Annotated in this window: 27 protein-coding genes and 1 riboswitch; of the genes, 13 read left to right on the forward strand and 14 right to left on the reverse strand. The window is 72.5% G+C overall.

Going from position 1 to position 26,804, the window contains the following annotated elements; genetic code table 11:
• Positions 1 to 100 precede the first annotated feature (100 nt).
• A complete protein-coding gene (locus tag AB6L24_RS08490) occupies positions 101 to 2,287 on the forward strand; it encodes an MMPL family transporter (RefSeq protein ID WP_405653827.1) in 2,187 nt (728 codons plus the stop codon).
• A 589-nt stretch (positions 2,288 to 2,876) separates the two neighbouring features.
• Here AB6L24_RS08490 and AB6L24_RS08495 read toward each other — a convergent pair.
• The 5 genes from AB6L24_RS08495 to AB6L24_RS08515 all read right to left on the reverse strand — a co-directional run bounded on the left by AB6L24_RS08495 (position 2,877) and on the right by AB6L24_RS08515 (position 7,199).
• The gene (locus AB6L24_RS08495) at positions 2,877 to 3,872 is read right to left on the reverse strand and encodes an NAD-dependent epimerase/dehydratase family protein (protein WP_405653829.1); all 996 of its coding nucleotides are present in this window, start codon (positions 3,870 to 3,872) and stop codon (positions 2,877 to 2,879) included.
• A 124-nt stretch (positions 3,873 to 3,996) separates the two neighbouring features.
• Positions 3,997 to 4,608 carry a winged helix-turn-helix domain-containing protein gene (locus AB6L24_RS08500; protein WP_405653831.1) on the reverse strand — a complete coding sequence of 204 codons (612 nt, stop codon included), beginning with the start codon at positions 4,606 to 4,608 and terminating at the stop codon, positions 3,997 to 3,999.
• A gap of 385 nt (positions 4,609 to 4,993) precedes the next feature.
• The gene (gene glnII / locus AB6L24_RS08505) at positions 4,994 to 6,031 is read right to left on the reverse strand and encodes a glutamine synthetase (RefSeq protein WP_030360983.1); all 1,038 of its coding nucleotides are present in this window, start codon (positions 6,029 to 6,031) and stop codon (positions 4,994 to 4,996) included.
• Between the two features lie 178 nt (positions 6,032 to 6,209).
• Entirely contained in the window at positions 6,210 to 6,680 is a 471-nt protein-coding gene (locus tag AB6L24_RS08510; RefSeq protein WP_405653833.1) for a hypothetical protein, read from the reverse strand.
• A 150-nt stretch (positions 6,681 to 6,830) separates the two neighbouring features.
• Positions 6,831 to 7,199: an arsenate reductase family protein gene (locus AB6L24_RS08515; RefSeq protein ID WP_405653835.1), complete on the reverse strand. Its 369-nt coding sequence runs from the start codon at positions 7,197 to 7,199 to the stop codon at positions 6,831 to 6,833.
• Positions 7,200 to 7,420: 221 nt separating this feature from the next.
• On the opposite strand from AB6L24_RS08515, the gene AB6L24_RS08520 reads away from it, so the two are divergent.
• Entirely contained in the window at positions 7,421 to 7,780 is a 360-nt protein-coding gene (locus tag AB6L24_RS08520; RefSeq protein ID WP_405653837.1) for a hypothetical protein, read from the forward strand.
• A 140-nt stretch (positions 7,781 to 7,920) separates the two neighbouring features.
• Positions 7,921 to 8,889: an asparaginase gene (locus tag AB6L24_RS08525; protein WP_405653840.1), complete on the forward strand. Its 969-nt coding sequence runs from the start codon at positions 7,921 to 7,923 to the stop codon at positions 8,887 to 8,889.
• A 93-nt stretch (positions 8,890 to 8,982) separates the two neighbouring features.
• On the opposite strand, the gene AB6L24_RS08530 is transcribed toward AB6L24_RS08525, so the two are convergent.
• On the reverse strand, positions 8,983 to 10,137 hold the full coding sequence (locus AB6L24_RS08530; protein ID WP_405653842.1) for a haloacid dehalogenase-like hydrolase: 1,155 nt from the start codon (positions 10,135 to 10,137) through the stop codon (positions 8,983 to 8,985).
• Positions 10,138 to 10,312: 175 nt separating this feature from the next.
• Between AB6L24_RS08530 and AB6L24_RS08535 the strand changes: the two genes are divergently transcribed.
• From AB6L24_RS08535 to AB6L24_RS08570, 8 genes are all read left to right on the forward strand, one after another.
• Entirely contained in the window at positions 10,313 to 11,224 is a 912-nt protein-coding gene (locus tag AB6L24_RS08535; protein ID WP_405653844.1) for a helix-turn-helix domain-containing protein, read from the forward strand.
• Positions 11,221 to 11,694 (forward strand): VOC family protein, encoded by a 474-nt coding sequence (locus tag AB6L24_RS08540; protein ID WP_405653846.1) that lies wholly within the window; start codon positions 11,221 to 11,223, stop codon positions 11,692 to 11,694. The genes AB6L24_RS08535 and AB6L24_RS08540 overlap by 4 nt, the downstream gene beginning before the upstream one ends.
• Positions 11,695 to 11,707: 13 nt before the next feature.
• A riboswitch (cobalamin riboswitch) is annotated at positions 11,708 to 11,895 on the forward strand.
• A gap of 57 nt (positions 11,896 to 11,952) precedes the next feature.
• Positions 11,953 to 12,996: an ABC transporter substrate-binding protein gene (locus AB6L24_RS08545; RefSeq protein ID WP_405653848.1), complete on the forward strand. Its 1,044-nt coding sequence runs from the start codon at positions 11,953 to 11,955 to the stop codon at positions 12,994 to 12,996.
• Positions 12,993 to 14,036, forward strand: coding sequence for a FecCD family ABC transporter permease (locus AB6L24_RS08550; protein ID WP_405653850.1), 1,044 nt, complete (start codon positions 12,993 to 12,995; stop codon positions 14,034 to 14,036). The genes AB6L24_RS08545 and AB6L24_RS08550 overlap by 4 nt, the downstream gene beginning before the upstream one ends.
• Before the next feature lie 68 nt (positions 14,037 to 14,104).
• The gene (locus tag AB6L24_RS08555) at positions 14,105 to 14,917 is read left to right on the forward strand and encodes an ABC transporter ATP-binding protein (RefSeq protein WP_405657098.1); all 813 of its coding nucleotides are present in this window, start codon (positions 14,105 to 14,107) and stop codon (positions 14,915 to 14,917) included.
• A 79-nt stretch (positions 14,918 to 14,996) separates the two neighbouring features.
• Positions 14,997 to 15,446 (forward strand): MmcQ/YjbR family DNA-binding protein, encoded by a 450-nt coding sequence (locus tag AB6L24_RS08560; RefSeq protein WP_405653852.1) that lies wholly within the window; start codon positions 14,997 to 14,999, stop codon positions 15,444 to 15,446.
• Between the two features lie 192 nt (positions 15,447 to 15,638).
• Positions 15,639 to 15,929: a DUF6355 family natural product biosynthesis protein gene (locus AB6L24_RS08565; protein WP_380859092.1), complete on the forward strand. Its 291-nt coding sequence runs from the start codon at positions 15,639 to 15,641 to the stop codon at positions 15,927 to 15,929.
• Between the two features lie 221 nt (positions 15,930 to 16,150).
• On the forward strand, positions 16,151 to 16,750 hold the full coding sequence (locus AB6L24_RS08570; protein ID WP_405653854.1) for a hypothetical protein: 600 nt from the start codon (positions 16,151 to 16,153) through the stop codon (positions 16,748 to 16,750).
• A gap of 18 nt (positions 16,751 to 16,768) precedes the next feature.
• On the opposite strand, the gene AB6L24_RS08575 is transcribed toward AB6L24_RS08570, so the two are convergent.
• The 4 genes from AB6L24_RS08575 to glnA all read right to left on the reverse strand — a co-directional run bounded on the left by AB6L24_RS08575 (position 16,769) and on the right by glnA (position 20,850).
• Complete coding sequence (locus AB6L24_RS08575) at positions 16,769 to 16,936, reverse strand: hypothetical protein (RefSeq protein WP_405653856.1); 168 nt, start codon at positions 16,934 to 16,936, stop codon at positions 16,769 to 16,771.
• A 90-nt stretch (positions 16,937 to 17,026) separates the two neighbouring features.
• On the reverse strand, positions 17,027 to 17,974 hold the full coding sequence (locus AB6L24_RS08580; protein WP_405653858.1) for an arsenic resistance protein: 948 nt from the start codon (positions 17,972 to 17,974) through the stop codon (positions 17,027 to 17,029).
• A 134-nt stretch (positions 17,975 to 18,108) separates the two neighbouring features.
• Positions 18,109 to 19,290 carry a chromate efflux transporter gene (chrA, locus tag AB6L24_RS08585; RefSeq protein ID WP_405653860.1) on the reverse strand — a complete coding sequence of 394 codons (1,182 nt, stop codon included), beginning with the start codon at positions 19,288 to 19,290 and terminating at the stop codon, positions 18,109 to 18,111.
• 150 nt (positions 19,291 to 19,440) lie between these two features.
• Positions 19,441 to 20,850 carry a type I glutamate--ammonia ligase gene (gene glnA, locus AB6L24_RS08590; protein WP_030360948.1) on the reverse strand — a complete coding sequence of 470 codons (1,410 nt, stop codon included), beginning with the start codon at positions 20,848 to 20,850 and terminating at the stop codon, positions 19,441 to 19,443.
• A gap of 200 nt (positions 20,851 to 21,050) precedes the next feature.
• Here glnA and AB6L24_RS08595 point away from each other — a divergent pair, with 200 nt between their 5' ends.
• Complete coding sequence (locus AB6L24_RS08595) at positions 21,051 to 21,518, forward strand: RDD family protein (protein WP_087883785.1); 468 nt, start codon at positions 21,051 to 21,053, stop codon at positions 21,516 to 21,518.
• A gap of 99 nt (positions 21,519 to 21,617) precedes the next feature.
• Here AB6L24_RS08595 and AB6L24_RS08600 read toward each other — a convergent pair whose 3' ends face one another.
• The 4 genes from AB6L24_RS08600 to lipB form a co-directional block, all read right to left on the reverse strand.
• Positions 21,618 to 22,325, reverse strand: coding sequence for a DUF4191 domain-containing protein (locus AB6L24_RS08600; protein ID WP_030360946.1), 708 nt, complete (start codon positions 22,323 to 22,325; stop codon positions 21,618 to 21,620).
• Between the two features lie 30 nt (positions 22,326 to 22,355).
• Positions 22,356 to 22,559 (reverse strand): hypothetical protein, encoded by a 204-nt coding sequence (locus AB6L24_RS08605; RefSeq protein WP_030360945.1) that lies wholly within the window; start codon positions 22,557 to 22,559, stop codon positions 22,356 to 22,358.
• Between the two features lie 415 nt (positions 22,560 to 22,974).
• Positions 22,975 to 23,940 (reverse strand): lipoyl synthase, encoded by a 966-nt coding sequence (locus AB6L24_RS08610; RefSeq protein ID WP_030360944.1) that lies wholly within the window; start codon positions 23,938 to 23,940, stop codon positions 22,975 to 22,977.
• A 154-nt stretch (positions 23,941 to 24,094) separates the two neighbouring features.
• Complete coding sequence (gene lipB, locus AB6L24_RS08615) at positions 24,095 to 24,967, reverse strand: lipoyl(octanoyl) transferase LipB (protein ID WP_405653864.1); 873 nt, start codon at positions 24,965 to 24,967, stop codon at positions 24,095 to 24,097.
• A gap of 255 nt (positions 24,968 to 25,222) precedes the next feature.
• On the opposite strand from lipB, the gene AB6L24_RS08620 reads away from it, so the two are divergent.
• Entirely contained in the window at positions 25,223 to 26,665 is a 1,443-nt protein-coding gene (locus tag AB6L24_RS08620) for a regulator (protein ID WP_087883783.1), read from the forward strand.
• Positions 26,666 to 26,804 lie beyond the last annotated feature (139 nt).

The following is a 26,804-nucleotide window of genomic DNA, read 5'->3' on the forward strand; positions in this document are numbered from 1 at the left end:
GACAGGGGGGCTCGGCGGCTGGGGCGGCGGGCCGCCGATTTCTAGCGTGGATCACGTCAGTTCGGCTTATCTCACGCTTACTCAACTGGGGGCGAAGGACATGAGCGCCAAGGGGCGTAACCTCGCGGCACGACTCGGGGTGTGGAGCGCACACCATCGGAAGACGGCGATCCTCGGCTGGCTGCTTTTCGTGGTCCTCGCCACCGTGATCGGCGGTGCCACCGGCACCGTCACGGCCACCGACGACGAGATGGGCGTCGGCGACTCGGCCCGGGCCACGAAGATCCTCGACGACGCCGGGATCGACGAGCCCGCGGGCGAGCTGGTCATGGTCGGCGCCAAGTCCGCCGACGGCTGGAAGGGCGCCGCGGCCGACCTCTCCCGGGCGCTCCGCGACACCGGCAAGGTCGAGAAGGTCCAGCCCCCGCTGCCCTCCGAGGACGGCAAGGAAGCGCTCCTGCGCTTTCAGATGAAGGGCAAGTCGGACGACGCCGCCGACCAGGTGCAGCCGGTGCTCGACGCCGTCGCCAAGGCGAAGGACGCCGGTGCGGGGCGTGGCATCAGCATCCACCAGTTCGGTGACGCCAGCTCCGAGAAGCACCTCAACGACCTGCTCTCCGACGACCTGAAGAAGGCCGAGTTCACCGCCGTACCGCTGGCCCTCGGCATCCTCCTCGTCGCCTTCGGCGCCGTCGTGGCCGCGCTGCTGCCCGTCGGGCTCGCGCTCACCGCCTGCGTCGCCGCCTTCGGCCTGCTCTCCCTGGCCAGCCACTCCCTGCACATCTTCGAGACCACGTACTCCGTGATGTTCCTGATGGGCCTCGCCGTCGGCGTCGACTACTGCCTGTTCTACCTGCGCCGCGAGCGGGACGAGCGGGCCGCCGGGCGCGACGCCGAGACGGCGCTGCGCATCGCCGCGGCCACCAGCGGGCGGGCCGTCCTGGTGTCAGGACTGACGGTCATGGTCGCCATGGCGGGCATGTTCCTGTCCGGCCTCCTCCTCTTCAAGGGCTTCGCCGTCGCCACCATCCTGGTCGTCTGCGTCGCCATGCTCGGCTCCGTCACGGTGCTGCCCGCGCTGCTCGCCTGGCTCGGCGACCGCATCGACGCGGGACGCATCCCCTTCCTCAACCGCCGCTCCAAGAAGGGCGCCCACGCCAGCGGCTCCGTCGCCGGCTCGCTCCTCAAGCCGGTGCTCGCCAAGCCCAAGTTCTTCGCGGTCGCCGCGACCGTGCTGCTGCTCGCCCTCGCGGCGCCCGCCGTCGGCATGAAGACCGAACAGCTCGGCCTGGAGAAGCAGTTCGGCTCCGACGCGCCGCTCTCCGTCTCCTTCAAGGCGATCACCGAGGAGTTCCCCGGCGGTCCCGCACCCGCCCGGATCGTGGTCAAGGCCGACGACATCGCCTCCGCCCCGGCGCGCGACACCCTCCGTACGCTGGAGCAGCGGGCGGGCAAGGGCGCCGAGGTCACCGTCCACGCCCGCCAGGACGTCGCCGAGATCGCCGTGCCGCTGCCCGGCACCGGCACCGGTCCCGAGGCGAAGAAGGCCCTCGCCGATCTGCGTGACGAGGTGCGTGAGGTACGTGACGGGAATGGCGGGGGAGTCGAGGCGTACGTCGGCGGGGACCTGGCCGAGTCCGAGGACTTCAGCGACCAGCTCTCCAAGGGCATCGTGCCGGTGTTCCTGTTCATCGCGGCCGTCACGTTCCTGCTGATGCTGTTCAGCTTCCGGTCCGTGGTGATCGCCGTGACCTCCATCGCCCTCAACCTGCTGTCCGTGGGCGCCGCTTACGGCGTCATGACCGCCGTCTTCCAGCACGGCTGGGGGGCCTCGCTGATCGGCTCGGAGAAGGTCGGCGCCATCGAGAACTGGATGCCGCTGTTCGTCCTCGTGGTCCTGTTCGGCCTGTCCATGGACTACCACGTGTTCGTGGTCTCCCGGATCCGGGAGGCGCGGGACCGGGGGCTCGGCAACCGGGACGCGATCCGTGAGGGCATCACGCGGACCGCCGGTGCGGTGACCGGCGCGGCGGTGATCATGGTGGCCGTGTTCGCCGTCTTCGGCACGCTGTCCATGCAGGACATGCAGCAGATGGGGGTCGGGCTCGGCGTCGCCGTCCTCCTCGACGCGACGGTGGTCCGCATGGTCCTCCTGCCCTCCCTCATGACCCTCCTCGGCGAGCGCAACTGGCACACCCCGCGCTACCTCCGCTGGCTCCCCCACGTCTCCCACGAGGCCCCGACCCCGGCACCGTCGGCTCCGGCGCCCACCTGGGAGCGTGTCTGAGCCCCCCGAACCGGGCTCGCCCCACTCGCCCCTGCCGGGGTGGGTGGGGCTCTCCCGTGTGCGGGGCCCTGGGCGGGGCGCGCGGGGCCGGTGGGCTCACCGTCGGCCGCTGGGTGAACGTCTCTCCGCCGCTCCGCGGCGGGTCTCCCACCCCGCCCACCCGTTTCCAGCCGACCGGACGGTGAACGTCTCCCGCGGGGGTCGCCCGCCGTCGGCGGCTGCGGGTAGTTTCCCGCTGCCGCTGCCGCTGCCGCTGCCGCTGCCGCTGCCGCTGCCGCTGCCGCTGCCGCTGCCGCTGCCGGGTGCGTTCTGCTCCCACCCTCTGTGGGCTCGCGGCCGTGGGGGCGATCGAGCTCCTGCCCCCACCGCTGTGGGCAGTCGTCCCGCAGGGCGATAGAGGTCTCCCCTGCTCGAGCGAAGCCGAGAGCTTGGGGAAGGGTGGGCACAGCCCCGGCCCACGGCGCCGTCGACGTCCGGGGTCACCCAGCCGGGGCATCGGCCCGCCAAGCCCCACGGCCCACCGGTCGGCGAAGGGCGCCACGGCCGGGCGTCAGGCCGGACCACCGTGCCCCGGCCGGCCAAGGCCCCCTCACAGGCCCAGCGCAGCCGCCTCCTTCGTCGGTGCGAGGCCCACCACCGGCCGGTCGGCCCGCTGTGGCGCCACCCCGCCGAGGCCCCGGAGCCAGCCCCACGTGTCGGAGACCGTGTCGAGGGCGCTTCGGCAGCGCAGGCCGGCCCGCAGGGCCTTCGTGGTGCTGGTGTCGTGCATGGTGTCGTACAGCTCGCCGGGAGGCAGCCACACGGGGAGTTCCTGCCAGGGCTCGATGCCGGCGGCGAGGACGGCCTCGGGGGCGGTCCAGACGAGTTCCGTCCCGGGCGCCCCCGCCACGCGCACGCACGCGTCGAGCAAGTCGCCCATGGTGACGTGCCCTTGGGGGCAGACGATGTTGTAGGGCCCGGAGAGCCCCGCGGCCAGGGCGTCCAGCGTCCACGCGGCGAGATCACGTACGTCCACGTACTGGACGGAGGCGTCCCGGGGCCCGGGTGCGAGCACGGGCCCGCCCCGGGCGACCCGGTTCAGCCACCACGGCAGCCGCCCGATGTTCTCGTAGGGCCCGAGGATCAGCCCGGCCCGCACGTGCAGCGTCCGCTCCGCCCCGAAAGCCCCCTCCGCGGCCAGCTCACCCCCGCGCTTGTCCTCCGCGTAGGCGACGGCGTCGGCGTCGGGGTCGCCGTCCACGACGGGGAACGACTCGTCGGACCCGGCCTCGCCGGGGTAGCGGTAGACGGAGCCGCTGGAGACGTACGCGTAGCGCCCGGCCCGCCCGGCGAGCAGCCGCGCCGCGTCCCGGACGACCCACGGCGCCCCGGACCAGGTGTCGACGACGGCGTCCCAGGTGCCGCCGTCGGCGGCGAGCGCGGCGAGCCCCGCGGCCGTCGTCCGGTCGCCGTGGACGGCCCGCGCCCCGTCCGGCGCCGCGTGCCGCCCCCGGTGGAACACCGTCACGTCCCAGCCGCGCGCGAGCGCGTCCTCGGTGACGGCCCGCCCCACGAACTCCGTACCGCCCAGCATCAGAAGTCTCATGGGCGTGACTCTGACGGCAGGGGCCGCTCCGGGGAACCGGATTCCGCCAGCGGAAGAATCGTTCAGCCGCAGGAGGAATCCAGCCAGGCCCGGACGGCCGTCACCCGGCGGTGCCCGGCGGCCGTCACCCGGCGGTCGGCGGCGCGTACTTGTAGCCGACCCGCCGCACCGTCTGGATCGTCGCCCGGTGCTCGACCCCGAGCTTGCGCCGCAGCCGGGCGATGTGGACGTCGACGGTCCGCCCGTCGCCCACGTGTCCGTACCCCCACACCGTCGTCACCAACTGGTCGCGGGTGTGCACCCGGTGCGGATGGGCGACGAGATGGGCGAGCAGCTCGAACTCCAGGTACGTGAGGTCGAGGGCCCGCCCCTCGACGTGCGCGGAGCGCCGCGCGGTGTCGATGCGCACGGGCCCGCGGCCGGCCAGGTCGAGCGACGGCTCGGGCTCGGCGGCGACCGGGCCGGTGGGGACGGGCTCCTGACCGGCGGGCAGGAGGACCAGGTAGCCGATCATCGGCGGCTGACCCGGCCGGGCGGGCAGCGTGTGCTGGGGCGCGGGGAGCAGCGTCGCGCCCGGCGGCAGGAAGCCCGAGATGTCGGCGAGGCCGGACACCTGGGCGACCTCGTCGGGGGCGACGGCTCGCAGCCGCCCGCGGGCGGAGGAGGGGGTGGGGCGGGGTGCCACCGGGGCCGTCGAAGCGGCGGGGGCGGCGGAGAAGGTACGGGAGTTCGCCATGAGGTCAGCTCTTTCGCGCGGAGGAGTCGTCGAGGACGTACGTCGTGCGCGTCAGGCCGGAGGCCGGGAATACGGCTTCAGAGGGCCCGCGCGCTCAGCGCGCGGCAACACACCCGGTCGAAGTCGTGATGCTGCCGGGAAGGCCAGAAAGGCTCGAGGTCACAGTGACCCGTCGCGGTGTTCTGGAAGCTGCCCATGGCCCCATTGAAGCAGATGAGGACGGGTTCGGCGGATCCCTCTCGCACGTTGATACGACCCCTTGGCGGCGCGTGGCCCGAAACGACCCGCTGTGCGGCGGAAGTTGGGGGACGCGTTCGGGGCGCCCACCTCGCGGGCGGGCGCCCCGAACGAAATCCGGCAGACCGTACGGAACGGTTCGGACCGGTCAGACCTGACCGGCCTTCTCCAGCGCCGCGCAGCAGGTGTCGACGAGCAGCCGCGTCACGACGTACGGGTCGACGTTGGCGTTCGGACGGCGGTCCTCGATGTAGCCCTTGCCGTCCTTCTCGACCTGCCACGGGATGCGGACGGACGCGCCGCGGTCGGAGACGCCGTAGCTGTACTCGTTCCACGGGGCGGTCTCGTGCAGGCCGGTGAGGCGGTCGTCGATGCCCGCGCCGTAGTTCTTGACGTGGTCCATCGGCTTGGAGCCCTCGCCGAGCGACTCGCACGCCGTGATGATCGCGTCGTAGCGCTCGCGCATGGCCTTCGTGGAGAAGTTCGTGTGCGCGCCCGCGCCGTTCCAGTCGCCCTTCACCGGCTTCGGGTCGAGCGTCGCGGAGACGCCGAAGTCCTCGGCGGTGCGGTACAGCAGCCAGCGGGCCACCCACAGCTGGTCGGAGACCTCCAGGGGGGACAGCGGGCCGACCTGGAACTCCCACTGGCCCGGCATCACTTCGGCGTTGATGCCGGAGATGCCGAGGCCCGCCTTCAGGCAGTTGTCCAGGTGCGCCTCGACGACGTCACGGCCGAAGATCTCGTCCGCGCCGACGCCGCAGTAGTAGCCGCCCTGCGCCGCCGGGAAGCCGCCCTCGGGGAAGCCGAGCGGGCGGGCGCCCTTGAAGAACGTGTACTCCTGCTCGATGCCGAAGATCGACTCCTGCGCGGCGTACCGGCCTGCGACCTCGGCCAGCGCGGCACGCGTGTTCGACGCGTGCGGCGTCATGTCGATGTCCAGGACCTCGCACAGGACGAGGATGTCGTCGCCGCCGCGGATCGGGTCCGGGTAGCTGGCGACCGGCCTGAGCACGCGGTCCGACGCGTGGCCCTCCGCCTGGTTCGTGGACGAGCCGTCGAAGCCCCAGATCGGCAGGTCCGCGACGGTCGCGGTGCGCTGGGAGTCCGCCAGTATCTTCGTCTTCGAGCGAAGCTTGGCCGTCGGCTCGGTGCCGTCGATCCAGATGTACTCAGCCTTGAAGGTCACGGGCTTCATCCTTTGACGCTTGGTACGGCGCAGACGTGCGGGTGCTGCGGGCCGTGGTGATGCTGCGCAGACTGCCAACCCGCGATTTCCCGTCCGTTGCCCGTTTGTGAACCCCGTGTTACCTGGGGTGGGGGTGACGGGGGTCACCTCGCGGGGGCGCCCCCGGCTGGGCCCAGGCCTACTTGATCACCGCGTTCGCCACAGCGATCCCCACCCCGATCGCCGCATCCGCACCCCCGACCAGCACAGCCGCCCCCCGCCGATACCCCACCCGCAGCGCGGCGAACGTCCCCCACCCGAACAGCAGCGCGGCGTTCAGCATCAGCCCCGCACACGTGACGTCCGCCTCGGCCCACCCCATCGCCCCGGCGGTGACGAGGAGCGCGACCGTGGGCCAGCAGGCGATCACGACCGGCCACTCGTCGGCCAGCGCCCAGGCGAGCTGCCGCCACCGGTGCAGCCCGCTGCCGGGCCGATGCGTGGCCATGTGGTGGGCGTAGCCGTGCGCGAGGGCGGCGGTGCCGGCGGTGACCATGACCCAGGCGGCGTCGTAGTACGGCGTGTAGGGGGTGCCCTCGGACTGCAGGGCGGCGAGCAGCGCGCTCGCGAGGACGGTGCCGTACACGCCCCCGGACAGCCAACTCCGCACGATGCGCTCCTTCCTCCGGACGTCCTGCGTGCCGCAGATGGAGCGCTCAACCCTATGGGCCGGTATGTAACGTTTTGCCTGCTACGGCCGATCGGTTGCCGGTCGATCGGGGACGGGCCGATCGCATACCGGCCGACGACCGAGGACCGGCTACCGCGACATCGCGTCCCGCACCGCCTCCTCCGACCGCCCCACCACCGCCGTCCCGTCCTCCGCCGTGATGATCGGCCGCTGGATCAGCTTCGGGTGGGCGGCGAGCGCCTCGATCCAGGCGTCGCGCCCGGACGCGTCGCGCGGCCAGCGCGCGCGGTCCTTGAGGTCGAGCTCCTTCGCGGCGGCCTCCTGGGTGCGGGTGATGTCCCAGGGCTCCAGGCCGAGGCGGTCGAGGACGGCGCGGATCTCGTCGGGGCTCGGCACGTCCTCCAGGTAGCGTCGGACGGTGTACGTGACGCCCTCCTCGTCGAGCAGGGACAGCGCGCTGCGGCACTTCGAACAGGCGGGGTTGATCCAGATCTCCATGGCCCACACGCTAGCGCCGCGCGCCCGCACACCCCGTCGGTGTTCGAATTCGGCGAGTCCCACGCGCACCTCGCGGAACTGCCGTGACGGAGCGGCAAGTTCCCTGTCCACCTGCGGGTTTGGCGATCCGCGTGGACTGCTGATTGTCAGTGGTGGGCAGTAAACTGGTAGCAATGTTCGAAGGGGCCGCGAGGGCTCCTGAACGCGACAGGAGGATGCCTGTGCCCGCTGCCGCACTGCCGTCGAAGCCCGGTGTCACCCGCACTCGTAACGCCGCCGCCCCGCGTCCCGCGCGCAGGTCGCGCGCCCCGCGCCCGGACCACCCCACCCTCTGCGACGTGCCGTACGTCCCGCTGGAGAAGCGCCCCCTGCCCCCCGGCCGCCCCCGCGACTGGTACATCACGCACAACCGCCGCCTCAAGGCCATGCGCCTGGCCATCGCCCTGCTGGACGCGGGCGTCCTGATGCCGAACCAGGCGAGCAACGTCCGGATACGCACCATGGCGGAGACGGTGGGCATCCACCCGCCGTCGGACACCACCTGCCACATGGTGCGGGCCCTGATGCGCTACAGCCGCTGACGCGGACCGGGGCCGCGCCGCACCCGGCGCGGTCCGCCCGTTTCGCGACGGGGTGGAAGCGGGGAGAGGCCCCAGGGGGCCCACCCGCCCCACCCCGTCCCCTCTCTTGCCCATCTCCCCGCCCACGGAAGCGAGCCCCCGTGCCCAAGACCGTCAGCGTGTTCACCCTCGGCGGCACCATCTCCGCGCAGGGCGGGGACCACACCCGTCTCACCGGCGCCCAGACCCTGGCCGCCGCCCCGGTCCCCGCCGGGGTGGACATCGAGCTGCACGACGTCCGCCGACTCCCCGGATCCTCCCTGGCGCTGGCGGACCTCGCCGAGCTGGCCGGGCGGGTGGACGAGGCCACCGCGGCGGGGCACGGCGCGGTCGTCGTGCAGGGCACCGACACCCTGGAGGAGACGGCCTTCCTGCTCGACGTGGTCTGCGCGCCCCGCGAGCCCGTCGTCGTCACGGGCGCGATGCGCCGCCCCGACCTGCCGGGCGCGGACGGCCCGGCGAACCTCGCCGCGGCGCTCGCGATCGCCGCCGACCCGGACTGCCGCGGCCTCGGCGTGCTCACGGTCCTCGCCGACGAGATCCACGCCGCCCGGCACGTGCGCAAGACGCACACCACGTCCGTGGCCACCTTCGCCTCACCGGGCGCGGGCCCGCTCGGCCGTGTCGTGGAGGGCGTCCCGCACATTCTGCTGCGCCCCGTACAGCCCACGGTGGAGCGGCCGTTGCGGCTCCGCGCCCCCGCCCGTGTCGCCCTGCTCACGCTGTCCCTCGGCGACGGCGGCGAGCTTCTGGAGGCCGTGGACGACCGCTTCGACGGCCTGGTCGTCGCCGCGTTCGGCGCGGGCCACGCGCCGCAGTGGCTGGTCGAGCCGCTGGCCGCCGCGGCGGCGCGGATGCCCGTCGTCCTCGCCTCGCGCACGGGTGCGGGCCCGCTGCTCACCGAGACCTACCGCGGCCCCGGCTCGGAGTCCGACCTGCTGGCCCGCGGCCTGATCTCCGCGGGCCAGCTCGACGCGCCCAAGGCCCGCCTGCTCCTGCACGCACTGCTGGCCGACGGCGCGGACCGGGCGGCGACGGCCGCGGCGTTCGAGCGGCTGCGGGCCGGATAGCCCGGGGCTGTTGGCGGCGGCCCCGGTCGCACGGGGGGAGCCCCTGGGTCGGCTGACCCAGGGGCTCCCGTTGTGCACAGCGGGCCGTTCCGCTCAGCCGATCTGCTCCGGCGTCACCGTCAGCCACCGCTTGTCCGCCGTCACGGGCTGCCCCAACTCCCGCTGCCGTGCCGCGTTCTTCCGCTTCATCCCGTCCAGCTGCTTCATGTAGCTGTCCTTGCGGTTCACCCACACGCGCACACCGCCGTTGCGCACGTCCGCCGAGTGGAACAGCATCGGGCCGTCGCTCACGGGGGTGTCCCCGGCGACGAGGACCGGCTTCTTCCACTCGTCGATGTACGTGGAGATGGCGGCGGGCTTGCCCTGGTACCAGGTCAGCGGCGCCCACAGGTTCGGCGTCAGCTCGTACTTGGCGAGCCGCGCCCGGTCCTTCGGGCCGAACCGGCCCTCGGCGATCTCCTTGCGGGAGCTGGTCACCCGCCCCGTCCTCGGGTCCTGGAGCTGCAGGCCGACACCGATGACGTTCTGCGGCCTCACGCCGTACCCGTACTTCGGGTCGGCGAGCACCATCCGCACCAGGTCCTCGCTGGCCGCGCTCACCACGTACACCTCGATGCCGTGCGCGCGCAGCGACTTGTACAGCTCCCGCATGCCGGGGAAGAACTCCGGCCGCTCCACCTCGGTCTTCGTGACCTTGCCGTGCTCGTCGTAGTACGTCGCCGGGATCGGCTTGTCGTACGCGAGGAGGTCGTCCACGTACCCCTTGAGCTTCTTCAGCGTGAAGCCGGAGAAGATCTGCGCCGCCCACGGGTAGCAGACCTGGTCGTCGACCTCGCAGAGCCGGTTGTAGTAGCTGTACAGGCTCTCCTTGTGCGTGGCCGTGTCCTTGAACGGGATGACCTTCAGGGACGGGGCCATCGACGCGCGGCTGAGGACGCCCTTCATCTCCAGGAACGGAAGGAGCGACTCCTCCAGGTCGTGGCGGTACGTCGTGTTGTCCGCGTCGAAGACGGCGTACGCGCCCTTGCCCTCGTTCTTCGCGATGACCTTGCCGAGCTTCGCCGCCACCGGCTTCGGCCAGTGCTTGAGGTCGGCCGCGGCGGCACGGGCGGCCGGGGTGGGCGCCTCGCCGTCCGCCGCCTTCGCGTCCGCCGCGCTCGGCCACAGCGCGCCGCCCGCGAACACCGCCGCCGCCAGCGCCCCCGCCGCTCCGACGACCGCCAGCCTGCCCCTTGCTCGAATTGCCATGGTTCCCGTTCCCTGAGAGCGCTGCGCCGACCCGTCCGGAGCGGCGCGCCATGCTACGAGGACCAGGTGCCCGATTCCCATGATCGAGGTCACCGTGCGTGCCGGGCATGGGACGGACGGACGCGGGTAGCCGCACCGGACGACAGGCCCGCCCGCGCCCGCGCACAATGGCTTCATGGGCCCCACGGCTACGGACACCGAGGTGAGGGACGGCGACACCGCCTCCCGCGAGTTCGTCCGGGCCGCGCCCCCGCCCGGCGGTGCGGTCGTGTCCGCCGTCGGCTACCGCAGCCAGGGGCAGCGCCCCGCCCTGCACCGCGGCCTGCCGTCCCCGTACCTCACGCTGATCTTCTCCCTCGACGGCCCCGTCACCACGGGCCGCACCCCGAGCCAGGCGACCGGACCCGACGCCGTCCGCACGGACATCGTCGTCGGCGGCCTCCACCAGAGCCCCGCCTACGTCGTCCAGCCCGAGCACGAAGCCGGCATCCAGCTCGCCGTGCACCCGCTCGCGGCCCGCGCGCTCCTCGGCCTGCCCGCCGCCGAGCTGGCCGGACAGCTCGTCACCGACGGCACCGACGTCCTCGGCCGGGTCGCCGCCGACGTCCGCGAACGCCTCTGCGAGCAGGACACCTGGAGCGACCGGTTCGCCTTCCTCAACGCCTACTTGGCCCGCCGCGCGGCCGACGCGGAGCACGCCGGGACGGTGCGGCCCGAGGTCGGCGAGGCCTGGGCCTGGCTCGCCCGGCACCGCGGCGCGGGCACCCTGCGCGGCCTGTCCGCGCACGTCGCCCTCAGCGAACGCCGCCTGTCGGCGCTGTTCCGCGCCGAGACCGGCGTCACCCCGAAGCAGGCCGCCCGCCTCATCCGCTTCCAGCACGCGAAGGCCGCCGTCGTCCGCGTGGTCGCCGCGGGCGCGCGCCCCGACCTCGCCCGGATCGCCGCCGACCGCGGGTACTACGACCACTCCCACCTCGTCCGGGACTTCCAGCAGTACACGGGCCTGAGCCCCAGCGCCTGGACGGCCGAGGAGTGCCGGAATATCCAAGCCGGGGGGCACGGGGGCGGCGAAGACTGGGACGCATGAACAGCAACGAGAACCCGCAGAACGCGCAGAGCACGCAAACCGGCCAGACCGGTCAAGCCACCGCGAACCGTCGCCCGGCCGACGTCTGGGCCACCTTCCAGGCCCAGGACGCCCCCGCCCTCATCGACTTCCTCGTCGGCACCGTCGGCTTCCTGCGCACCGCCGTGTACGAGGACGGCGGCCGCGTCGCCCACGCCCAGCTCGACTGGCCCGAGGGCGGCGGCGTCATGCTCGGCAGCCATGACCCGAAGTCCGCCGAGTGGTGCCTGCAGCCGGGCACGTTCGGCGCGTACGTCGTCACCGACCACGTCGACGACCTCTACCTCCGCCTCACCACCGCGGGCGTGAAGGTGATCCGCGAGATCGAGGACCAGCCGTACGGCAGCCGGGAGTTCGCGATCGCCGACCCCGAGGGCAACAAGTGGTCCTTCGGCACCTACCGCGGTGAGCCCCGCCCCGACCAGGGCTGATGTCGTACCGGAGTGATAGCTTGCGGACGCCAGTCGTACCCGCACCTGGGTCGGGGAATCCGGTGGGAATCCGGAACTGACGCGCAGCGGTGAGGGGGACGGGCGGGGCCAGCGGCCACTGGGAGTCCACGGACCCCCGGGAAGGCGGCCCCGCCCGGACGAACCCGAGTCCGAAGACCTGCTGGCACCGCCGTCCGCACGGGCGGCGGAGTTCGCAGACCAGGCTCCGCGCATGAGCCCTGAGACTCGGGAAGACGTGTGCCTTCGACCACGCGGCGCGCTCGCCGCACACCCCTCACCGCCCTGCTGGGTGCGGGCCTCCTCCTGCTGACCGCGTGCGGCGGCGCACCGACGAAGACGTCGGACAAGGCGCGCCCCGGCTACCCCGTCACCCTCACCACGTGCGGCGAGAAGACCAAGGTGCAGGCTCCGCCGAAGCGGGCCGTCTCCCTCGACCAGGGCTCCACCGAGATCCTGCTCTCCCTCGGCCTGGCCGACCGCATGGTGGGCACCGGCACCTGGACGGACCCCGTCCTGAAGGGCCTGGAGAAGGAGAACGCCAAGGTCCCGCGGCTCGCCGACCGCTACCCGTCGCTGGAGAAGGTCCTCGACGAGGAACCCGACTTCGTCAGCGCCTCGTTCCTCTACACCGTCGGCAAGGGCGGCGTCGCCGACCGCGCCAAGTTCACCGAACTCGGCGTCCCCGTCTACGTCTCGCCGACCGACTGCGCCGGCAAGGACAACGCCGGTGACGACGACGGCACCCGCACCAAGACCCTCACCATGGACACCGTGTACGGCGAGATCCGCGACCTCGCCCGCGTCTTCGACGTGCAGAAGCGCGGCGAGAAGCTGATCGCGGACCTCAAGTCCCGGGCCGCGAGGGCCGCCGGGTCCGTCGACGCCTCCGACACCACCCTCATGTACTGGTTCGCCAACTCCGAGGCCCCCTACATCGCGGGCTGCTGCGGCGCCCCCGGCGTCATCACCCGCGAACTCGGCGTGCAGAACGCCTTCGCCGACACCCGCGAGGAGTGGCCCCAGATCAACTGGGAGACCATCGCCGACCGCGACCCCGACGTCCTCGTCATCGGCGACCTCACCCGCAGGTCCCAGTCCGCCGAGTCCGCCCGCCAGAAGATCAAGTTCCTGGAGTCCAACCCGGCCACGAAGAACCTCACGGCCGTGAAGAAGAAGCGCTACGTCCTGCTCAGCGGCCAGGCCCTGAACCCGAGCATCCGCACCGTCGACGGCATCGAACAAGTCGCGGCGGCGCTGCGCGAGTTCGGCCTGGCGAAGTGAGGGGCGCCGCGGGCGGCCGGCTGCGCGTCGCGCTGCGCGGCGGACTCCTCGCCCTGGCCGGACTCGCGGTCCTGTTCCTCTCCGTCGCCGTGGCCGTCACCATCGGCCCCGCCGACATCTCCGTGCCCGACGTGTGGTCGGCCGTGGCGGCCCACCTCGGCTGGGGCGAGGCGGAGCTGACGCCGATCCGCGACGGCATCGTGTGGAACCTGCGGATGCCGCGCACGGTCCTCGCGGCGGTGTGCGGCGCGGGCCTCGCCGTGTGCGGGGCGGTGCTCCAGTCGCTCCTGCGCAACCCGCTCGCCGACCCGTTCGTGCTCGGTGTCTCCTCCGGGGCGTCCACGGGCGCCGTCGCCGTCGTGGTCCTCGGCGTCGGCGGGGGAGCGCTCACGGTGTCGGCGGGCGCGTTCATCGGCGCCGTCGTGTCGTTCGCGCTCGTCCTGCTGCTCAGCCACACCCTCGGCGACACCACGGACCGGGTGGTCCTCTCCGGGGTCGCCGCGATGCAGCTCTTCTCCGCGCTCACCTCCTTCGTCGTCCTCACCGCCGCCGACGCGGAGACCACCCGCGGCGTGCTGTTCTGGCTGCTCGGCTCGCTGAGCGGCGCGGCCTGGACGGACGTCTGGACGTGCGGCGCGGTGCTCGTCGTCGCGCTCACCGTGTGCCTGCTGCACGCCCGCACGCTGGACGCGTTCGCCTTCGGCCAGGACGCGGCGGCCACCCTCGGCGTCCACGTGGGCCGGGTGCGCGTGCTCCTCCTGTGCACCACGGCGCTCCTGACGGCGGCCCTGGTCAGCAGCGCCGGGGCGATCGGGTTCGTGGGCCTGGCGCTGCCGCACGCGGCCCGGGCGGTGGTGGGCGCGGGCCATCCGCGGCTGCTCCCGGTGACGGCGCTCGCGGGCGCGGTGTTCCTGATCTGGGTGGACACCCTCGCCCGCACGGTCCTCGACCCGCAGGAGGTCCCGGTGGGGGTGGTCACGTCACTGATCGGCGTACCGGCGTTCGTGGCGGTGCTGTACCGGACGCGGAGGAGCCGATGACGTACGAGAAGCCCGTGACGCGCGAGGATCCGACGGCGCACGAGAAGTCGACGGCGTACGAGAAGCCGATGACGTACGAGAATCCGGCACCCGCCGGACTCGCGGCGGCCCGGGTCGCGCACGAGGCCGGAGGCCGCCTCATCGTCGACGGCATCACCCTCGCCCCCCGGCCGGGCACCACCCTCGGCCTCATCGGCCCGAACGGCTCCGGCAAGTCCACGCTGCTGCGCCTCCTCGCGGGTGTCCTCGCGCCCGCGGCGGGGGTGGTCACGCTGGACGGCACGCCGCTGCCCCGGCTCGGCCGCAGACAGACGGCGCGCAGGCTCGCGGTGGTCGACCAGCACGCGACCACGCAGGTGGAGCTGACCGTGCGGGAGGTGGTGGCCCTCGGCCGCATCCCGCACCGCAGGCCGTGGTCGGGCACCACCCCCGCCGACGAGCGGGCCGTCCGGGACGCCCTGGACCGCACCTCCCTCACCGACCGGGCCGACCAGTCCTGGCACACCCTCTCCGGTGGCGAACGCCAACGCGCCCACATCGCCCGCGCCCTGGCCCAGGCCCCGCGCGAACTGCTCCTCGACGAGCCGACCAACCACCTGGACATCCAGCACCAGTTGGACCTCCTGAACCTGATCGCCTCGCTCCCCGTGACGACGGTGATCGCCCTGCACGACCTCAACCTGGCCGCCATGTTCTGCGACGAGATCCTGGTCCTGAGGGAGGGCAGGGCGTACGCGCACGGCACGCCCGCCGAGGTCGTCACGGAGGAGCTGATCGCGGAGGTGTACGGGGTGCGGGCGCGCGTGACGCCACCGGCGGACGCGCTGGACCACGTGTCGGTCCGCTTCCTGCGCACGCCACCGCGGCAGCCGGGTCCTTAGACTCGCCGGAAACCCGCGGCGAACTCACCGGAGAACCCGTCGCGAACCCACCGGAGACCCGCAGCCAGGGGGAGGGCCCATGACGAGCCAGAGGATCCCGGACGACGACGAGGTCCCCCTCGACGTCCTCACCCACCTGCGCGCCGTGTGCCTGAACCTCCCCGAGGCGCACGAGGAACCGGCCTGGATCGGCACCCGCTGGCGCATCCGCACCGCGACCTTCGCGCACGTCTACCTGACCGACTGGACCCGCTCGCACTCCCCGTCGGCGCGGGCCGTCGCGACCGAAGGGCTCACGACGACCCTCACGTTCCGCTCGGGCGGCGAGGAGTTCGAGGCGCTGACCAACGCGGGCGCCCCGTTCTTCCGCCAATCCTGGGGCCGCAACGTCGTGGGCATGCGCCTGGACGAGGACACCGACTGGGCCGAGGTGGCGGAACTCCTCACCGAGAGCTACCGCGTTCAGGCTCCGAAGCGGCTCGCGGCGCGGGTCGGCGGCCCACCCCCGGTGCCGGGTCCGACGGGGTAGAGGTGACGGGTCCCGCGGGGGTCAAACGGAGGAGATCCATCCGATCGGCGGAGGGGGGGAACGTTCTTCCAGGTGAACGGGGCGCCATTCGATCAACCGGGGCGCCGCGGGGCTGCGATCCTCGGGCCGAAAGCCGCCCCGGACCGCGCACGGTTCCGGGCCGAACCGACCCCCCTCACCAAGGAGTTCCCCGTGTCTGTCCGTCGCCTGGTGACCAGCGCCCTCGCCGCCACCGCTCTCGCGTTCACGTCCCTGGGCGCGGTGACCGTCACCGCGACCCCCGCGGCCGCCGACCCGTGCGGCTTCTACGAGACCTCCTCCGACGCCTTCTACAACCACTGCACGTCGGACGGCTCCCGTGTCGTCATCCACGTCAGGGTCTCCATGGCGCCCGACTACGAGCGCTGCGTCGGCCCCGGCAAGACGTGGCTCGGCTCGGCGAGCAAGATCCAGGGGGCGCACTACGTCAACCGCACCTGCTGACGGCCGGACTTCGGTGAGAAGGTGACGCTGCCGGCGGGCAGCGCCACCAGCGGCCCGGGCGCGCGCACCAGCGCGCACCCGGGCCGCCGCCGTTTCCCTCCGGGGCGGCTTCTACTGGTCTGTACCAATAAGTTACAGTCTGTGCCTGCGTGACCCACCCGAGTCGCTGTACCCGAGTCGACGTACCCGAGCCGCTCCAGGCACTGCCGGAAAGCCAGTTGATGATCTCTCGCATACGTACGACAGCGCGCACCGCCGCCCTGGGCGCGACCGTCGTCCTCCTGGCCGCGGCCTGCGGCGGCCCGGCCGAGCGGTCCGGTGGCTCGTCCGACCGGTCCGCCGAGCCGTCCGCGTCCAGCTCGCCGCCCGCCGACGAGGGGCAGCTCGTCGAGTGGGGAAAGGGTGACGCGGAGGACGCGTTGCGGCGGGCCGACCGGGCTCTCGGCTACGACGACACGCCTGCCGAACTGGTCGACAGCGACGTCACGTCCTTCTCCGACGGGCTCAGGAAGACGTTCCCGACGCCGGGCGAGCGGCCCTACCGCCTCGACATCACCTGCGTGGCCCCGAACACCGACGAGATCACGCTCACGCTCGGCCGCGGCGACGACGAGCAGGAGTGGGTCGTCTCCTGCGGCGACCGGCAGGCGGACCAGTTCAACATCCCGGCGGGCGCCGCCCCGTTCACGGCCCGCGTCGCCCCCGACAAGCGGCGGTCCGAGGCGCTCGCCGAGATCGTCTGGCGCCTCAACACCATCGCCACGGACGAGGTGTTCGACTGCGAGGACGACATCGTCGGCTGCGACGAGGATGCTTCCTAGCCGACGTCGGGGCCCGTCCTAGAGGCTGTCCAGGAAGTTGCCGACGGCCTCCACGACGCGGTTCTTGCGGCGGTGCGCCTCGCTGCAGTAGAGCCGCCTGCGCCACCTGCGCGGCTGCGGCACCGGCTTGTTGCACCACGTGCACGGCAAGGTCCGTGTCGTTGCTGTTCTTGCTCCCCCGTACATGCCCGCACTTTAACCGGTGGGTTCGGTGGCGCCGTCCTGGGATGAGGGGACGAGGGGACGACGGGACGACCGACAAGCCCGCCGGGATCCTCAGCGCGCCCCCTCGGGCAGCAGCCGGGGGACGGCCCGGACGTAGACGACCATGCCGACGACCTCGACGAGGGTCTGCGTGACCACGATCACGGCGGCGATGGCGTAGGGCTCGGGCAGCGCCAGGGCCAGGGGCAGCACGACCAGGGAGTTGCGGGTGGCGCCGGTGAAGACGAGCGCGCGGGAGCCCGGGGTGTCGAGGCGGAAGAGGCGGGCGACGGCCTTGCCCGCGAAGGCCATCACGAGCAGGAACAGGACGTAGCAGGGGACCACGGCCGCCACGTCGGTGAGGTTCCCGCCGAGCTTGGGGACCTGGGAGGCGACGACGGTCAGGAGCGTCGCGGCCATGAGCGGGACCATCGTGGCGGTCGCGGCGTCGGACACCCGCTGCCCGGCCGGCCGCCGCCCGGCCCACGCCTGCAGGGCCCAGGCCAGGGCGAGCGGCACGACGATCAGGACGAGGAACGCCTGGAGGAACGGGCCCGCCTCGACGACGTCGCCCAGCTCCGGCCCCATGAACACGTACAGGAAGAGCGGCAGCAGGAGCATCTGGCCGATGAGCAGCAGCGGCGTCGCGGCCAGCAGGCGGCGGCTCGCGCCGCCCGCGAGCCCGGAGAAGACGATCACGTAGTCGACGCACGGACACAGCAGGACGAGCAGCACGCCGACGCGCACGGCCTGGTCGGCGGGCAGGAAGGCGAACATCGCGGCGACCACGAGCGGTACGACGGCGAAGTTCACCACCAGGGCGGCGGCCAGGAACCGGGCGTCCTTGAGGGAGCGCAGCAGTTCACGGGCCGGGACCTGGAGGAAGGTCACGAACAGCAGGGCCGCGAGGACCGGGTTGATGGCGTGTTCCAGGCCGGGCCCGGCGTCCGGCACGGCCAGACCGAGCGCGGCGCCCACGGCCATCGCGCTCAGGTAGACGGCCACCTGGTGGTCTTCCATCCGGTCCACCGGGCCCCGCGCGTCCTGCGGCATCCGTGCGTACGTCCCTCTCGGTCGCTCTTGTCCGCCCCGGGTCCGCCGGTCGGCCGGAGGGTCCCATCCTCGCAGGCCGCGGGGGCCCGGGCCCGGTGGCCTCAGCCCGCCGGCCACCCGCCCAGAGCCGCCGCCACGCCCAGAGCACCCGCCATCAGCAGCGCGGCGACCACGCCGCGCCGGGCCACCAGGAGCCAGACGGCGGCTCCTGCCAGCACCCCGTACTGCCACAGGTGCTGGAGGGCGAGCGCGAGGGGGATCGCCGAGCCCATGATCGCGCCGATGACCGCGGGCCCCGCGCCGGTGAAGAACGCCTGCACACCGGCGTGGGCCCGGATCCGGTCGAACCGGGGACCGCCGACGACGACGAACAGGAACGACGGGGCGAAGGCCACGGCGGCGGCGAGGAGCCCGCCCGGGATCCCGGCCGCCGCGTAGCCGACGACGGCGACGGTCTGCACGACGGGGCCGGGGGTGACCTGCCCGAGCGCGACGGCGTTGAGGAACTGGCCGTCGGTCATCCACTGGTGGGTGTGGACGGCGTCGGCCTGCATCATCGGAATGATGACGAAGCCGCCGCCGTAGGACAGCGCACCGACCTTGAACGCCACCCACGCGAGGGCGGCCGTCCCACCGGCCGGGAGCGCGACCGCGAGAGGCAGCGGCCAGGCGGCACGCCGCCCCGAAGCGCCACGGGTGCGCACCCCGACCTCCAGCAGACCGGCCGCGACCAGCACCAGCACCATCCACGGGCCCACCACCGCGGCCGCCGCGCCGCCCGCGAGCACGTAGCAGGCCCAGCGGACCCGGGCCGCCCGCCGGTCACCGGCCCGCTGCCGACTCGCCGGAATCAGCGCGGTGGCCGCCTGCACAGCGACGGCGGCGACGGCCGCACCCGCCCCGGCGGCGGCGCCCCGCACCCACAGCGGCGGACTCCCGGCGAGGAACAGGGCCGCCAGGGCGAGGATCAGGACGAGCCCCGGCACGATGAAGGCCAGGCCCCCGACCACCGCCCCGGCCGTCCCGCGCAGCCGCCAGGCCGACAGGATGGCCAACTGCGTGGACGCGGGCCCCGGCAGCAGATTGGTCGCCGCGACCCCGTCCTCGAACTCGGCCGCCGACACCCAGCCCCGCCGCTCCACACACAGCTTCCGGAGCAGGGCGATGTGGGTGGGCGGCCCCCCGAACCCGACACACCCGATACGCCCCCACTCCCGGAGGATCGTCCCAAGCCCCACCCGCCGCCCGTCGCCCCCACCGCTCACACCACTGGCGCCGCTCACCACACCTCTTCCCGCCCCGGGCCCTCCGGGCGGCGCGACCCTACCTCCCGGGCGTGAACGGAAGGCCCCCCGGGCACGGCCGAAGGCCGCCACCGGATCGGCGACGGCCTTCGGGAGCTGTGCGCTCACACGGGGAGCGAACGGCACGGCTTAGATGTCGAAGTACAGCTCGAACTCGTGCGGGTGCGGCCGCAGCTGGATCGGGGCGATCTCGTTCGTGCGCTTGTAGTCGATCCACGTCTCGATGAGGTCGGACGTGAAGACGCCGCCCGCCTGGAGGTACTCGTTGTCCGCCTCGAGGGCGTCGAGGACCGCGGGGAGGGAGGTCGGGACCTGGGGGACGCCCGCGTGCTCCTCGGGGGCGAGCTCGTAGAGGTCCTTGTCGATCGGCTCGGCGGGCTCGATCTTGTTCTTGACGCCGTCGAGGCCCGCGAGGAGCAGGGCGGAGAAGGCGAGGTAGGGGTTCGAGGACGGGTCCGGCGCGCGGAACTCCACGCGCTTGGCCTTCGGGTTGGAGCCCGTGATCGGGATGCGCATCGCGGCGGAGCGGTTGCGCTGCGAGTAGACCAGGTTGACCGGGGCCTCGAAGCCGGGGACCAGGCGGTGGTAGGAGTTGACGGTGGGGTTCGTGAAGGCGAGCAGCGACGGGGCGTGCTTGAGGATGCCGCCGATGTAGTAGCGGGCGGTGTCCGAGAGGCCCGCGTAGCCCTGCTCGTCGTAGAAGAGGGGCTCGCCGCCGGTCCACAGGGACTGGTGGACGTGCATGCCCGAGCCGTTGTCGCCGAAGATCGGCTTCGGCATGAAGGTCGCGGTCTTGTTGTTGCGCCAGGCGACGTTCTTCACGATGTACTTGAAGAGCATCAGGTCGTCGGCCGCGGCGAGCAGCGTGTTGAACTTGTAGTTGATCTCGGCCTGGCCGGCGGTGCCCACCTCGTGGTGCTGGCGCTCCACCTTGAGGCCGGAGTTGGCGAGCTCCAGGGAGATCTCGGCGCGCAGGTCGGCGAAGTGGTCGACCGGCGGGGCCGGGAAGTAGCCGCCCTTGTAGCGGACCTTGTAGCCGCGGTTGTCCTCAAGGGCGCCGGTGTTCCAGGCGCCGGCCTCGGAGTCGATCTCGTACACCGAGCGGTTCGCCGTGGTCTCGAAGCGGACCGAGTCGAAGACGTAGAACTCGGCCTCGGGGCCGAAGTACGCGGTGTCGGCGATGCCGGTGGAGGCCAGGTACGCCTCGGCCTTCTTCGCCACGTTGCGCGGGTCGCGGCTGTACTGCTCGCCGGTCACCGGGTCGTGGATGAAGAAGTTGACGTTGAGGGTCTTGTCACGGCGGAAGGGGTCCACGCGGGCCGTCGACAGGTCGGCCACGAGCGCCATGTCGGACTCGTGGATGGCCTGGAAGCCGCGGATGGAGGAGCCGTCGAACATCAGCTGCTCGTCCGGGTCGAACGCCTCGGCCGGGACCGTGAAGTGCTGCATGACGCCCGGCAGGTCGCAGAACCGGACGTCTACGAACTTCACGTCCTCGTCCGCGAGGAACTTCTTGGCTTCGTCGGCGTTCTGGAACATCCAGCTCCTCCTGTTCCCGCCCGGGAAGGAGCGGGGTTGCAGCTCGTTGGTGCGGCCAGTGCGGTGGCACACGCTGGGACCCGACCATAGGGACGGGGGATTTCTCAAGCGTGACCCATTTGTTTCGCCGAAGTTAACCGGCCCGGGTGCGAACGCGACCCGCACCCCGCGCGCGAAGCGGTGCGCAGTACCGTGGACGGGTGGACAACAGGCAAGTAATCGGATCGTGGCTCTCCGGCCCCCGCGCGGCGGCCGAGGACGCGGGCGTCGACTTCGGATACCGCGGGGAGCAGCTCGGCCTGCCCGAGGAGGGCCCCGGCTCGATCGCCCGGCCCGGCCGTCGCATCGGCGCCATCGCCATCGACTGGGCGCTGTGCATGGTCATCGCGTACGGCCTGCTCGCGCGCGGCAATCCGCAGGCGATGGGCAACTGGGCGCTCGGGCTCCTCTTCGTGATGAGCCTGCTGACCGTCGGCACGATCGGCAGCACGCCCGGCAAGCGCCTGCTCGGCCTGCGCGTCATCAGCGAGGACGGCGGCCGCCTCGGCCCGGTCCGCGTCCTGATCCGCAGCGCGCTGCTGTGCATCGGCATCCCGGCCCTCATCTGGGACCGCGACGGCCGCGGCCTGCACGACCGCCTCGCCCGCGCGGTGCAGGTCAGGATCTAGGAGTCAGGGCACGCACGTTTCGCATACGTCGATGGGGCGCCCAGAACCACTCGGTTCTGGGCGCCCCATCGACGTAGTCAGTCAGGAACAGCGCCGGCGTCAGCGCATCTTCGGGCCACCGCGCGGGATCCGCGCGCCCTTCGGCATGGGCCCCTTCGGCAACGGCATGTTGCTCATCAGGTCGCCCATCGCCTTCAGGCGGTCGTTGGTCGCCGTGACCTGCGGGCCCTGGAGGACGCGGGGGAGCTTCAGAAGCGTGGTGCGGAGCTTCTTGAGCTCGACCTGGCCCTCGCCGTTGCCGACGATCACGTCGTGCACCGGGACGTCCGAGACGATGCGGGCCATCTTCTTCTTCTCGGCGGCAAGGAGCGCCTTCAGCCGGTTCGGGTTGCCCTCGGCGACCAGGACGATGCCGGCCTTGCCGACGGTGCGGTGCACCACGTCCTGGCTGCGGTTCATCGCGATCGCGGGGGTCGTCGTCCAGCCGCGGCCGATCTTGTCGAGCACCGCGGCCGCCGCTCCTGGCTGGCCCTCCATCTGCCCGAAGGCGGCGCGCTCGGCCCGGCGTCCGAAGACGATCGCCATCGCCAGGAAGGCGAGGATGAAGCCGAGAATGCCCAAGTAGATGGGGTGGTCGATCCAGAGGCCGATCGCGAGGAAGACACCGAAGGTGACGATTCCCACAGCCGCGATGATGAGACCGATCTTGGAGTCGGCCCGCCGGGTCATCTTGTAGGTCAGGGCGATCTGCTTGAGTCGCCCGGGTTCCGCGGCCGAAGCCGCCGCGGTGGTTTCCTTCCTCGCCATGCCTCGAAGTCTACGTGGCCCTGGAGCCGACTACGACGTGCGGGTTGTTCCTGCCTCTTCCAGTACGCGCTGCGCCTCGACCCGGTCCTTCGCGCGGCGCCGGTCCTCGAGGACGGACGTCCAGGCGTTGCGGCGCGCGGTGCGCTGGCCGCCGCTCATGAGCAGCGACTCGACGGCGCGCAGCGCGTCGGTGACGGACGGGATGGCGGTGGCGCGAACGGGCGCGGCCTGCATGGTGATGCCCTCCGGGAAGCGACAGTGGACGGGGGAGCGCTACGAGGGGGTACCTGGCGCTGGGGGAAGCTCTCCGGGCTCCGGGGAGAGCTCGATGTGCTCTGGATGCTCTGGGTAAAGCTCGCCGTGCTCTGGGTAAGGCTGTACGTGCGGTAATTCCAGGGTCACTGATTGGTGTTACCAGGGCGTGACCGACCGGTCAAACACCGATGAAGCCTTGACGCGGGGCCCCAAAACGCTGACGCGGCCCATACGTTCCCCTTCACCTGCGGAGAACGTACGGGCCGCGTCATATCGGCCGCTACTGGGCGGTAGTCGCTTGTGCGCAGATTCACACGCTCGGCGCCTGGCCGCCGCGCCGGGCGGTGCGGCACCGCTCGGCACCGCCCGCGCCGCGATTCCGGTTGCGCCCGGCTCAGACCGCCTGCGAGGCCACGTACGCGCCGCGCCGCTCGATCGCCATCTGGTACAGCCGCCCCGCGCGGTACGAGGAGCGGACCAGCGGGCCGGACATGACGCCGGAGAAGCCGATCTGCTCGGCCTCGTCCTTGAGCTCCACGAACTCGTGCGGCTTGACCCAGCGCTCCACGGGGTGGTGGCGCACCGAAGGGCGCAGGTACTGCGTGATCGTGATCAGCTCGCAGCCCGCGTCGTGCAGCTGGCGCAGCGCCTCGCTGACCTCCGCGCGCTCCTCGCCCATGCCGAGGATCAGGTTCGACTTCGTCACCAGACCGGCCTCGCGGGCCTCGGTGATGACCTTCAGGGAGCGCTCGAAGCGGAAGCCCGGGCGGATCCGCTTGAAGATGCGGGGCACCGTCTCCACGTTGTGCGCGAGCACCTCGGGGCGGGAGGAGAAGACCTCGGCCAGCTGGTCCGGCTCCGCGTTGAAGTCGGGGATCAGCAGCTCGACCTTGGTGTGGCCGCCCTCGCGCTCGGCGGTCATGGCGTGGATCTGGCGCACGGTCTCCGCGTACAGCCAGGCGCCGCCGTCCTCCAGGTCGTCGCGGGCGACGCCGGTGATGGTGGCGTAGTTCAGGTCCATCGTGACGACGGACTCGCCGACGCGGCGGGGCTCGTCGCGGTCGAGTGCCTGCGGCTTGCCGGTGTCGATCTGGCAGAAGTCACAGCGCCGCGTGCACTGGTCGCCGCCGATGAGGAACGTGGCCTCGCGGTCTTCCCAGCACTCGTAGATGTTCGGACAGCCCGCCTCCTGGCACACCGTGTGCAGGCCCTCGCTCTTCACGAGCGCCTGCATCTTCGTGTACTCGGGGCCCATTTTCGCCCGGGTCTTGATCCACTCGGGCTTGCGCTCGATGGGGGTCTGGGCGTTCCGGACCTCCAGGCGCAGCATCTTGCGTCCGTCGGGTGCGACTGCGGACACATCGGCTCCCTGATAGCTGGCGTAACTTCGATTCGTCGGCGCACCCCAGGGTACGCCCGCGATGTCATTGGACTTACTTCTGGCCAACCTCCGGCCCGAGGGGTGCATTCCCGCTCGGGTGCGCAGAGGGGTCGGCCGGGCCCGGGCCGGGCGGCTAGGCGAGCGCGGTCTCGGGGGTTCCGGCGGCCTCCTGTGCGGGCCCCGGCACCTCGGCGGCGGGCGGCGCCGCCTCCGTGGCGGGCTTCTCGACCACCCGCGGCTTCAGGTCCGCGTTCTCCAGTACGTCCCGCAGGTGCCGCTCGGCCACCGGCAGCACGTCGGCGATCGTGATGTCGCGGCCCACCTCGTGCGCGATGGACGTCACACCCGCGTCGCGGATGCCGCACGGCACGATCCGGTCGAACCAGGTGTTGTCCGGGTTCACGTTCAGGGCGAAGCCGTGCATGGTCACGCCCTTGGCGACGCGGATGCCGATCGCGGCGACCTTGCGGTCCTCGCGGCGCTGGCCGGCGTTGGAGGGCGCGTACTCCGGGCCGTTCAGGCGGGGATCGAACTCGTCGTCCGTGAGGCGCGGGTCGAAGTCGAGGCTGAGCCCGCCGAGGGCCGGGCGCGACTCCACCGGATCGCCGAGGACCCATACGCCGCTGCGCCCCTCGACGCGCGTGGTTTCGAGACCGAACTCGGCACACGTTCGGATAAGTGCGTCTTCCAGGCGGCGTACGTGTGCTACGACGTCCACCGGACGCGGCAGCTTCTGGATCGGGTAGCCCACGAGCTGGCCCGGACCGTGCCAGGTGATCTTGCCGCCGCGGTCCACGTCCACGACCGGGGTGCCGTCCAGCGGGCGCTCGCTGTCCTCGGTCCTGCGCCCCGCCGTGTACACCGGCGGGTGCTCCAGGAGCAGGCAGGTGTCCGGGGCCTCGTCCGCGAAGCGGGCCGCGTGCACCCGTCGCTGCTCGTCCCAGGCCTCCTGGTACTCGACGGACTCCGGACCGAAACCCAGCCGGATGAATCGAATCTCGCCCACGGCACGTGCCTCCCTAAGAACCATCCGCGTGCACCGGACCCGCGCCCGCACGGAAACCTTCACCGTGCACGGATCGCGCTCCTGCCACTGTACGTCCGGCGGAATCCCGTCAGCCCTCCGGTCAATCCTCACACGATCGGATGAATGGAGCTTGAAGGTCGCGATGAGACCCGTCAGCGCCGCTACATTCGCGCCGTTCATGAGGCCATAAGGGCTGCTCAAGGCAGGCCCGGAAGGCAGGAGACCGCACAGCTGATGACGGAACGACCCCCGCAGCGCACCCCCAACCGCCAGCTAGCCGCGCTCATCGCGGAAGCCGGGTTCTCCAATGCGGGCCTGGCGCGCCGCGTCGATCAGCTAGGGCTCGAGCACGGTCTCGATCTCAGGTACGACAAGACATCGGTGACACGCTGGCTCAGAGGCCAGCAGCCCCGCGGCACGACCCCCGCACTGATCGCGGAGGTCTTCACCCGGCGCCTCGGACGGCGCCTGTCCGCGCAGGACCTCGGGCTCGACGCGTGCGCGCCCGTCTACGCGGGCCTGGAGTTCGCCTCCTCGCCCGAGGAAGCCGTCGACATCGTCGGCGGCCTGTGGCGCAAGGACTCCGGCAGCCACGCCGAACTGCGCAAGATCGCCTTCACCCCGGCCGGGCTCGTGGTGCCGAGCCGGGACTGGCTGATCGGCCGCGCCGACGAACGCGTCGCCCGCGGCGAACCCCCGCAGACACCCCGCGTCCCCCCGCAGGGCCGCCCCATCGTGCCCCGGCAGCGCCGCGACACCGACCGCGGGCCCGGCCACCGGGTCACCGGCGGCGACATCGCCGCCCTGCGCTCGGTCGGCGAGCTGTTCCGCGCCCTCGACCACGCCTACGGCGGCGGGCACGCCCGCCAGGCCCTGGTGCGCTACCTGGAGCACGAGGCCGAGCCCATGCTCCGCGGCACCTACGGCGAGCAGGCCGGGCGCCGCCTGTTCGCGGCCGCCGCCGACCTGACCCGGCTCGCGGGCTGGACGTCGTACGACATCGCGGCGCACGGCCTCGCCCAGCGGTACTTCGTGCAGGCGCTGCGCCTGTCGCAGGCCGCGGGCGACCGCGCGTACGGCAGCTACGTCCTGGTCACCATGAGCCGTCAGGCCGTCTATCTGGGCCACGGCCGCGAGGCCGTGCAGCTCGCCCGCGTCGCCCAGCAGGGCGTCGGCTCCTCGGCGCCGCCCGTCGTGCAGGCCCTGCTGCACGCCGTCGAGGCGCGCGGGCACGGGGTGCTCGGCGAGGTGCGGGCCTGCTCGGCGTCCATGGTGCGCGCCGAGCGTGCCCTGGAGACGGCCAGGCCCGGCGACGAGGTCCCGTACTGGGCGCGGTTCTTCGACGAGGCCCAGCTCGCCGACGAGTTCGCGCACTGCAACCGCGACCTCCAGCAGTACCGCGCGGCCGCCCAGCACGCCGAGCGCTCCCTGCAACTGCGCGCACCCGGCTACGCCCGCAGCAGGCTCTTCTGCCGCGTCGTCCTCGCCTCCGCGCGCCTCGGCCTCGGCGAGCTGGAACAGGCCTGCCAACTGGGCGCGGAGGCGGCCCAGGCGGCGGGCGAGATGAGGTCGGTGCGGGCGGTGGAGTACGTACGCGACTTCGAGCGCCGCCTGGAGCCGTACCGGGACGCGGCACCCGTGCGGGGCTATCGCGACCGGGTCGCGGCACTGGGCTAGTGGGGTCGAGGGGGGGCGGCCACGCCAGGTCCGCCCCCTGCCGGCCTGCCAGGCCAGGTCCGCCCCCTGCCGGCCTGCCAGGCCAGATCCGTCCGCCTGCCTGTCGGCCACGCCAGTGCCGCCCTCTGCCGGACGGCAG

Source organism: Streptomyces sp. RK9, from assembly GCF_045070545.1.
GTDB lineage: Bacteria > Actinomycetota > Actinomycetes > Streptomycetales > Streptomycetaceae > Streptomyces > Streptomyces alboflavus.

Coding starts and splice junctions, on each gene's coding strand:
- AB6L24_RS08490 (WP_405653827.1), top strand. CDS start 101: ATGAGCGCCAAGGGGCGTAACCTCGCGGCACGACTCGGGGTGTGGAGC.
- AB6L24_RS08495 (WP_405653829.1), bottom strand. CDS start 3,872: ATGAGACTTCTGATGCTGGGCGGTACGGAGTTCGTGGGGCGGGCCGTC.
- AB6L24_RS08500 (WP_405653831.1), bottom strand. CDS start 4,608: ATGGCGAACTCCCGTACCTTCTCCGCCGCCCCCGCCGCTTCGACGGCC.
- AB6L24_RS08515 (WP_405653835.1), bottom strand. CDS start 7,199: ATGGAGATCTGGATCAACCCCGCCTGTTCGAAGTGCCGCAGCGCGCTG.
- AB6L24_RS08530 (WP_405653842.1), bottom strand. CDS start 10,137: ATGGCAATTCGAGCAAGGGGCAGGCTGGCGGTCGTCGGAGCGGCGGGG.
- AB6L24_RS08535 (WP_405653844.1), top strand. CDS start 10,313: ATGGGCCCCACGGCTACGGACACCGAGGTGAGGGACGGCGACACCGCC.
- AB6L24_RS08540 (WP_405653846.1), top strand. CDS start 11,221: ATGAACAGCAACGAGAACCCGCAGAACGCGCAGAGCACGCAAACCGGC.
- AB6L24_RS08555 (WP_405657098.1), top strand. CDS start 14,105: ATGACGTACGAGAATCCGGCACCCGCCGGACTCGCGGCGGCCCGGGTC.
- AB6L24_RS08560 (WP_405653852.1), top strand. CDS start 14,997: ATGACGAGCCAGAGGATCCCGGACGACGACGAGGTCCCCCTCGACGTC.
- AB6L24_RS08570 (WP_405653854.1), top strand. CDS start 16,151: ATGATCTCTCGCATACGTACGACAGCGCGCACCGCCGCCCTGGGCGCG.
- AB6L24_RS08575 (WP_405653856.1), bottom strand. CDS start 16,936: ATGTACGGGGGAGCAAGAACAGCAACGACACGGACCTTGCCGTGCACG.
- AB6L24_RS08580 (WP_405653858.1), bottom strand. CDS start 17,974: ATGGAAGACCACCAGGTGGCCGTCTACCTGAGCGCGATGGCCGTGGGC.
- glnA (WP_030360948.1), bottom strand. CDS start 20,850: ATGTTCCAGAACGCCGACGAAGCCAAGAAGTTCCTCGCGGACGAGGAC.
- AB6L24_RS08600 (WP_030360946.1), bottom strand. CDS start 22,325: ATGGCGAGGAAGGAAACCACCGCGGCGGCTTCGGCCGCGGAACCCGGG.
- AB6L24_RS08605 (WP_030360945.1), bottom strand. CDS start 22,559: ATGCAGGCCGCGCCCGTTCGCGCCACCGCCATCCCGTCCGTCACCGAC.
- AB6L24_RS08620 (WP_087883783.1), top strand. CDS start 25,223: ATGACGGAACGACCCCCGCAGCGCACCCCCAACCGCCAGCTAGCCGCG.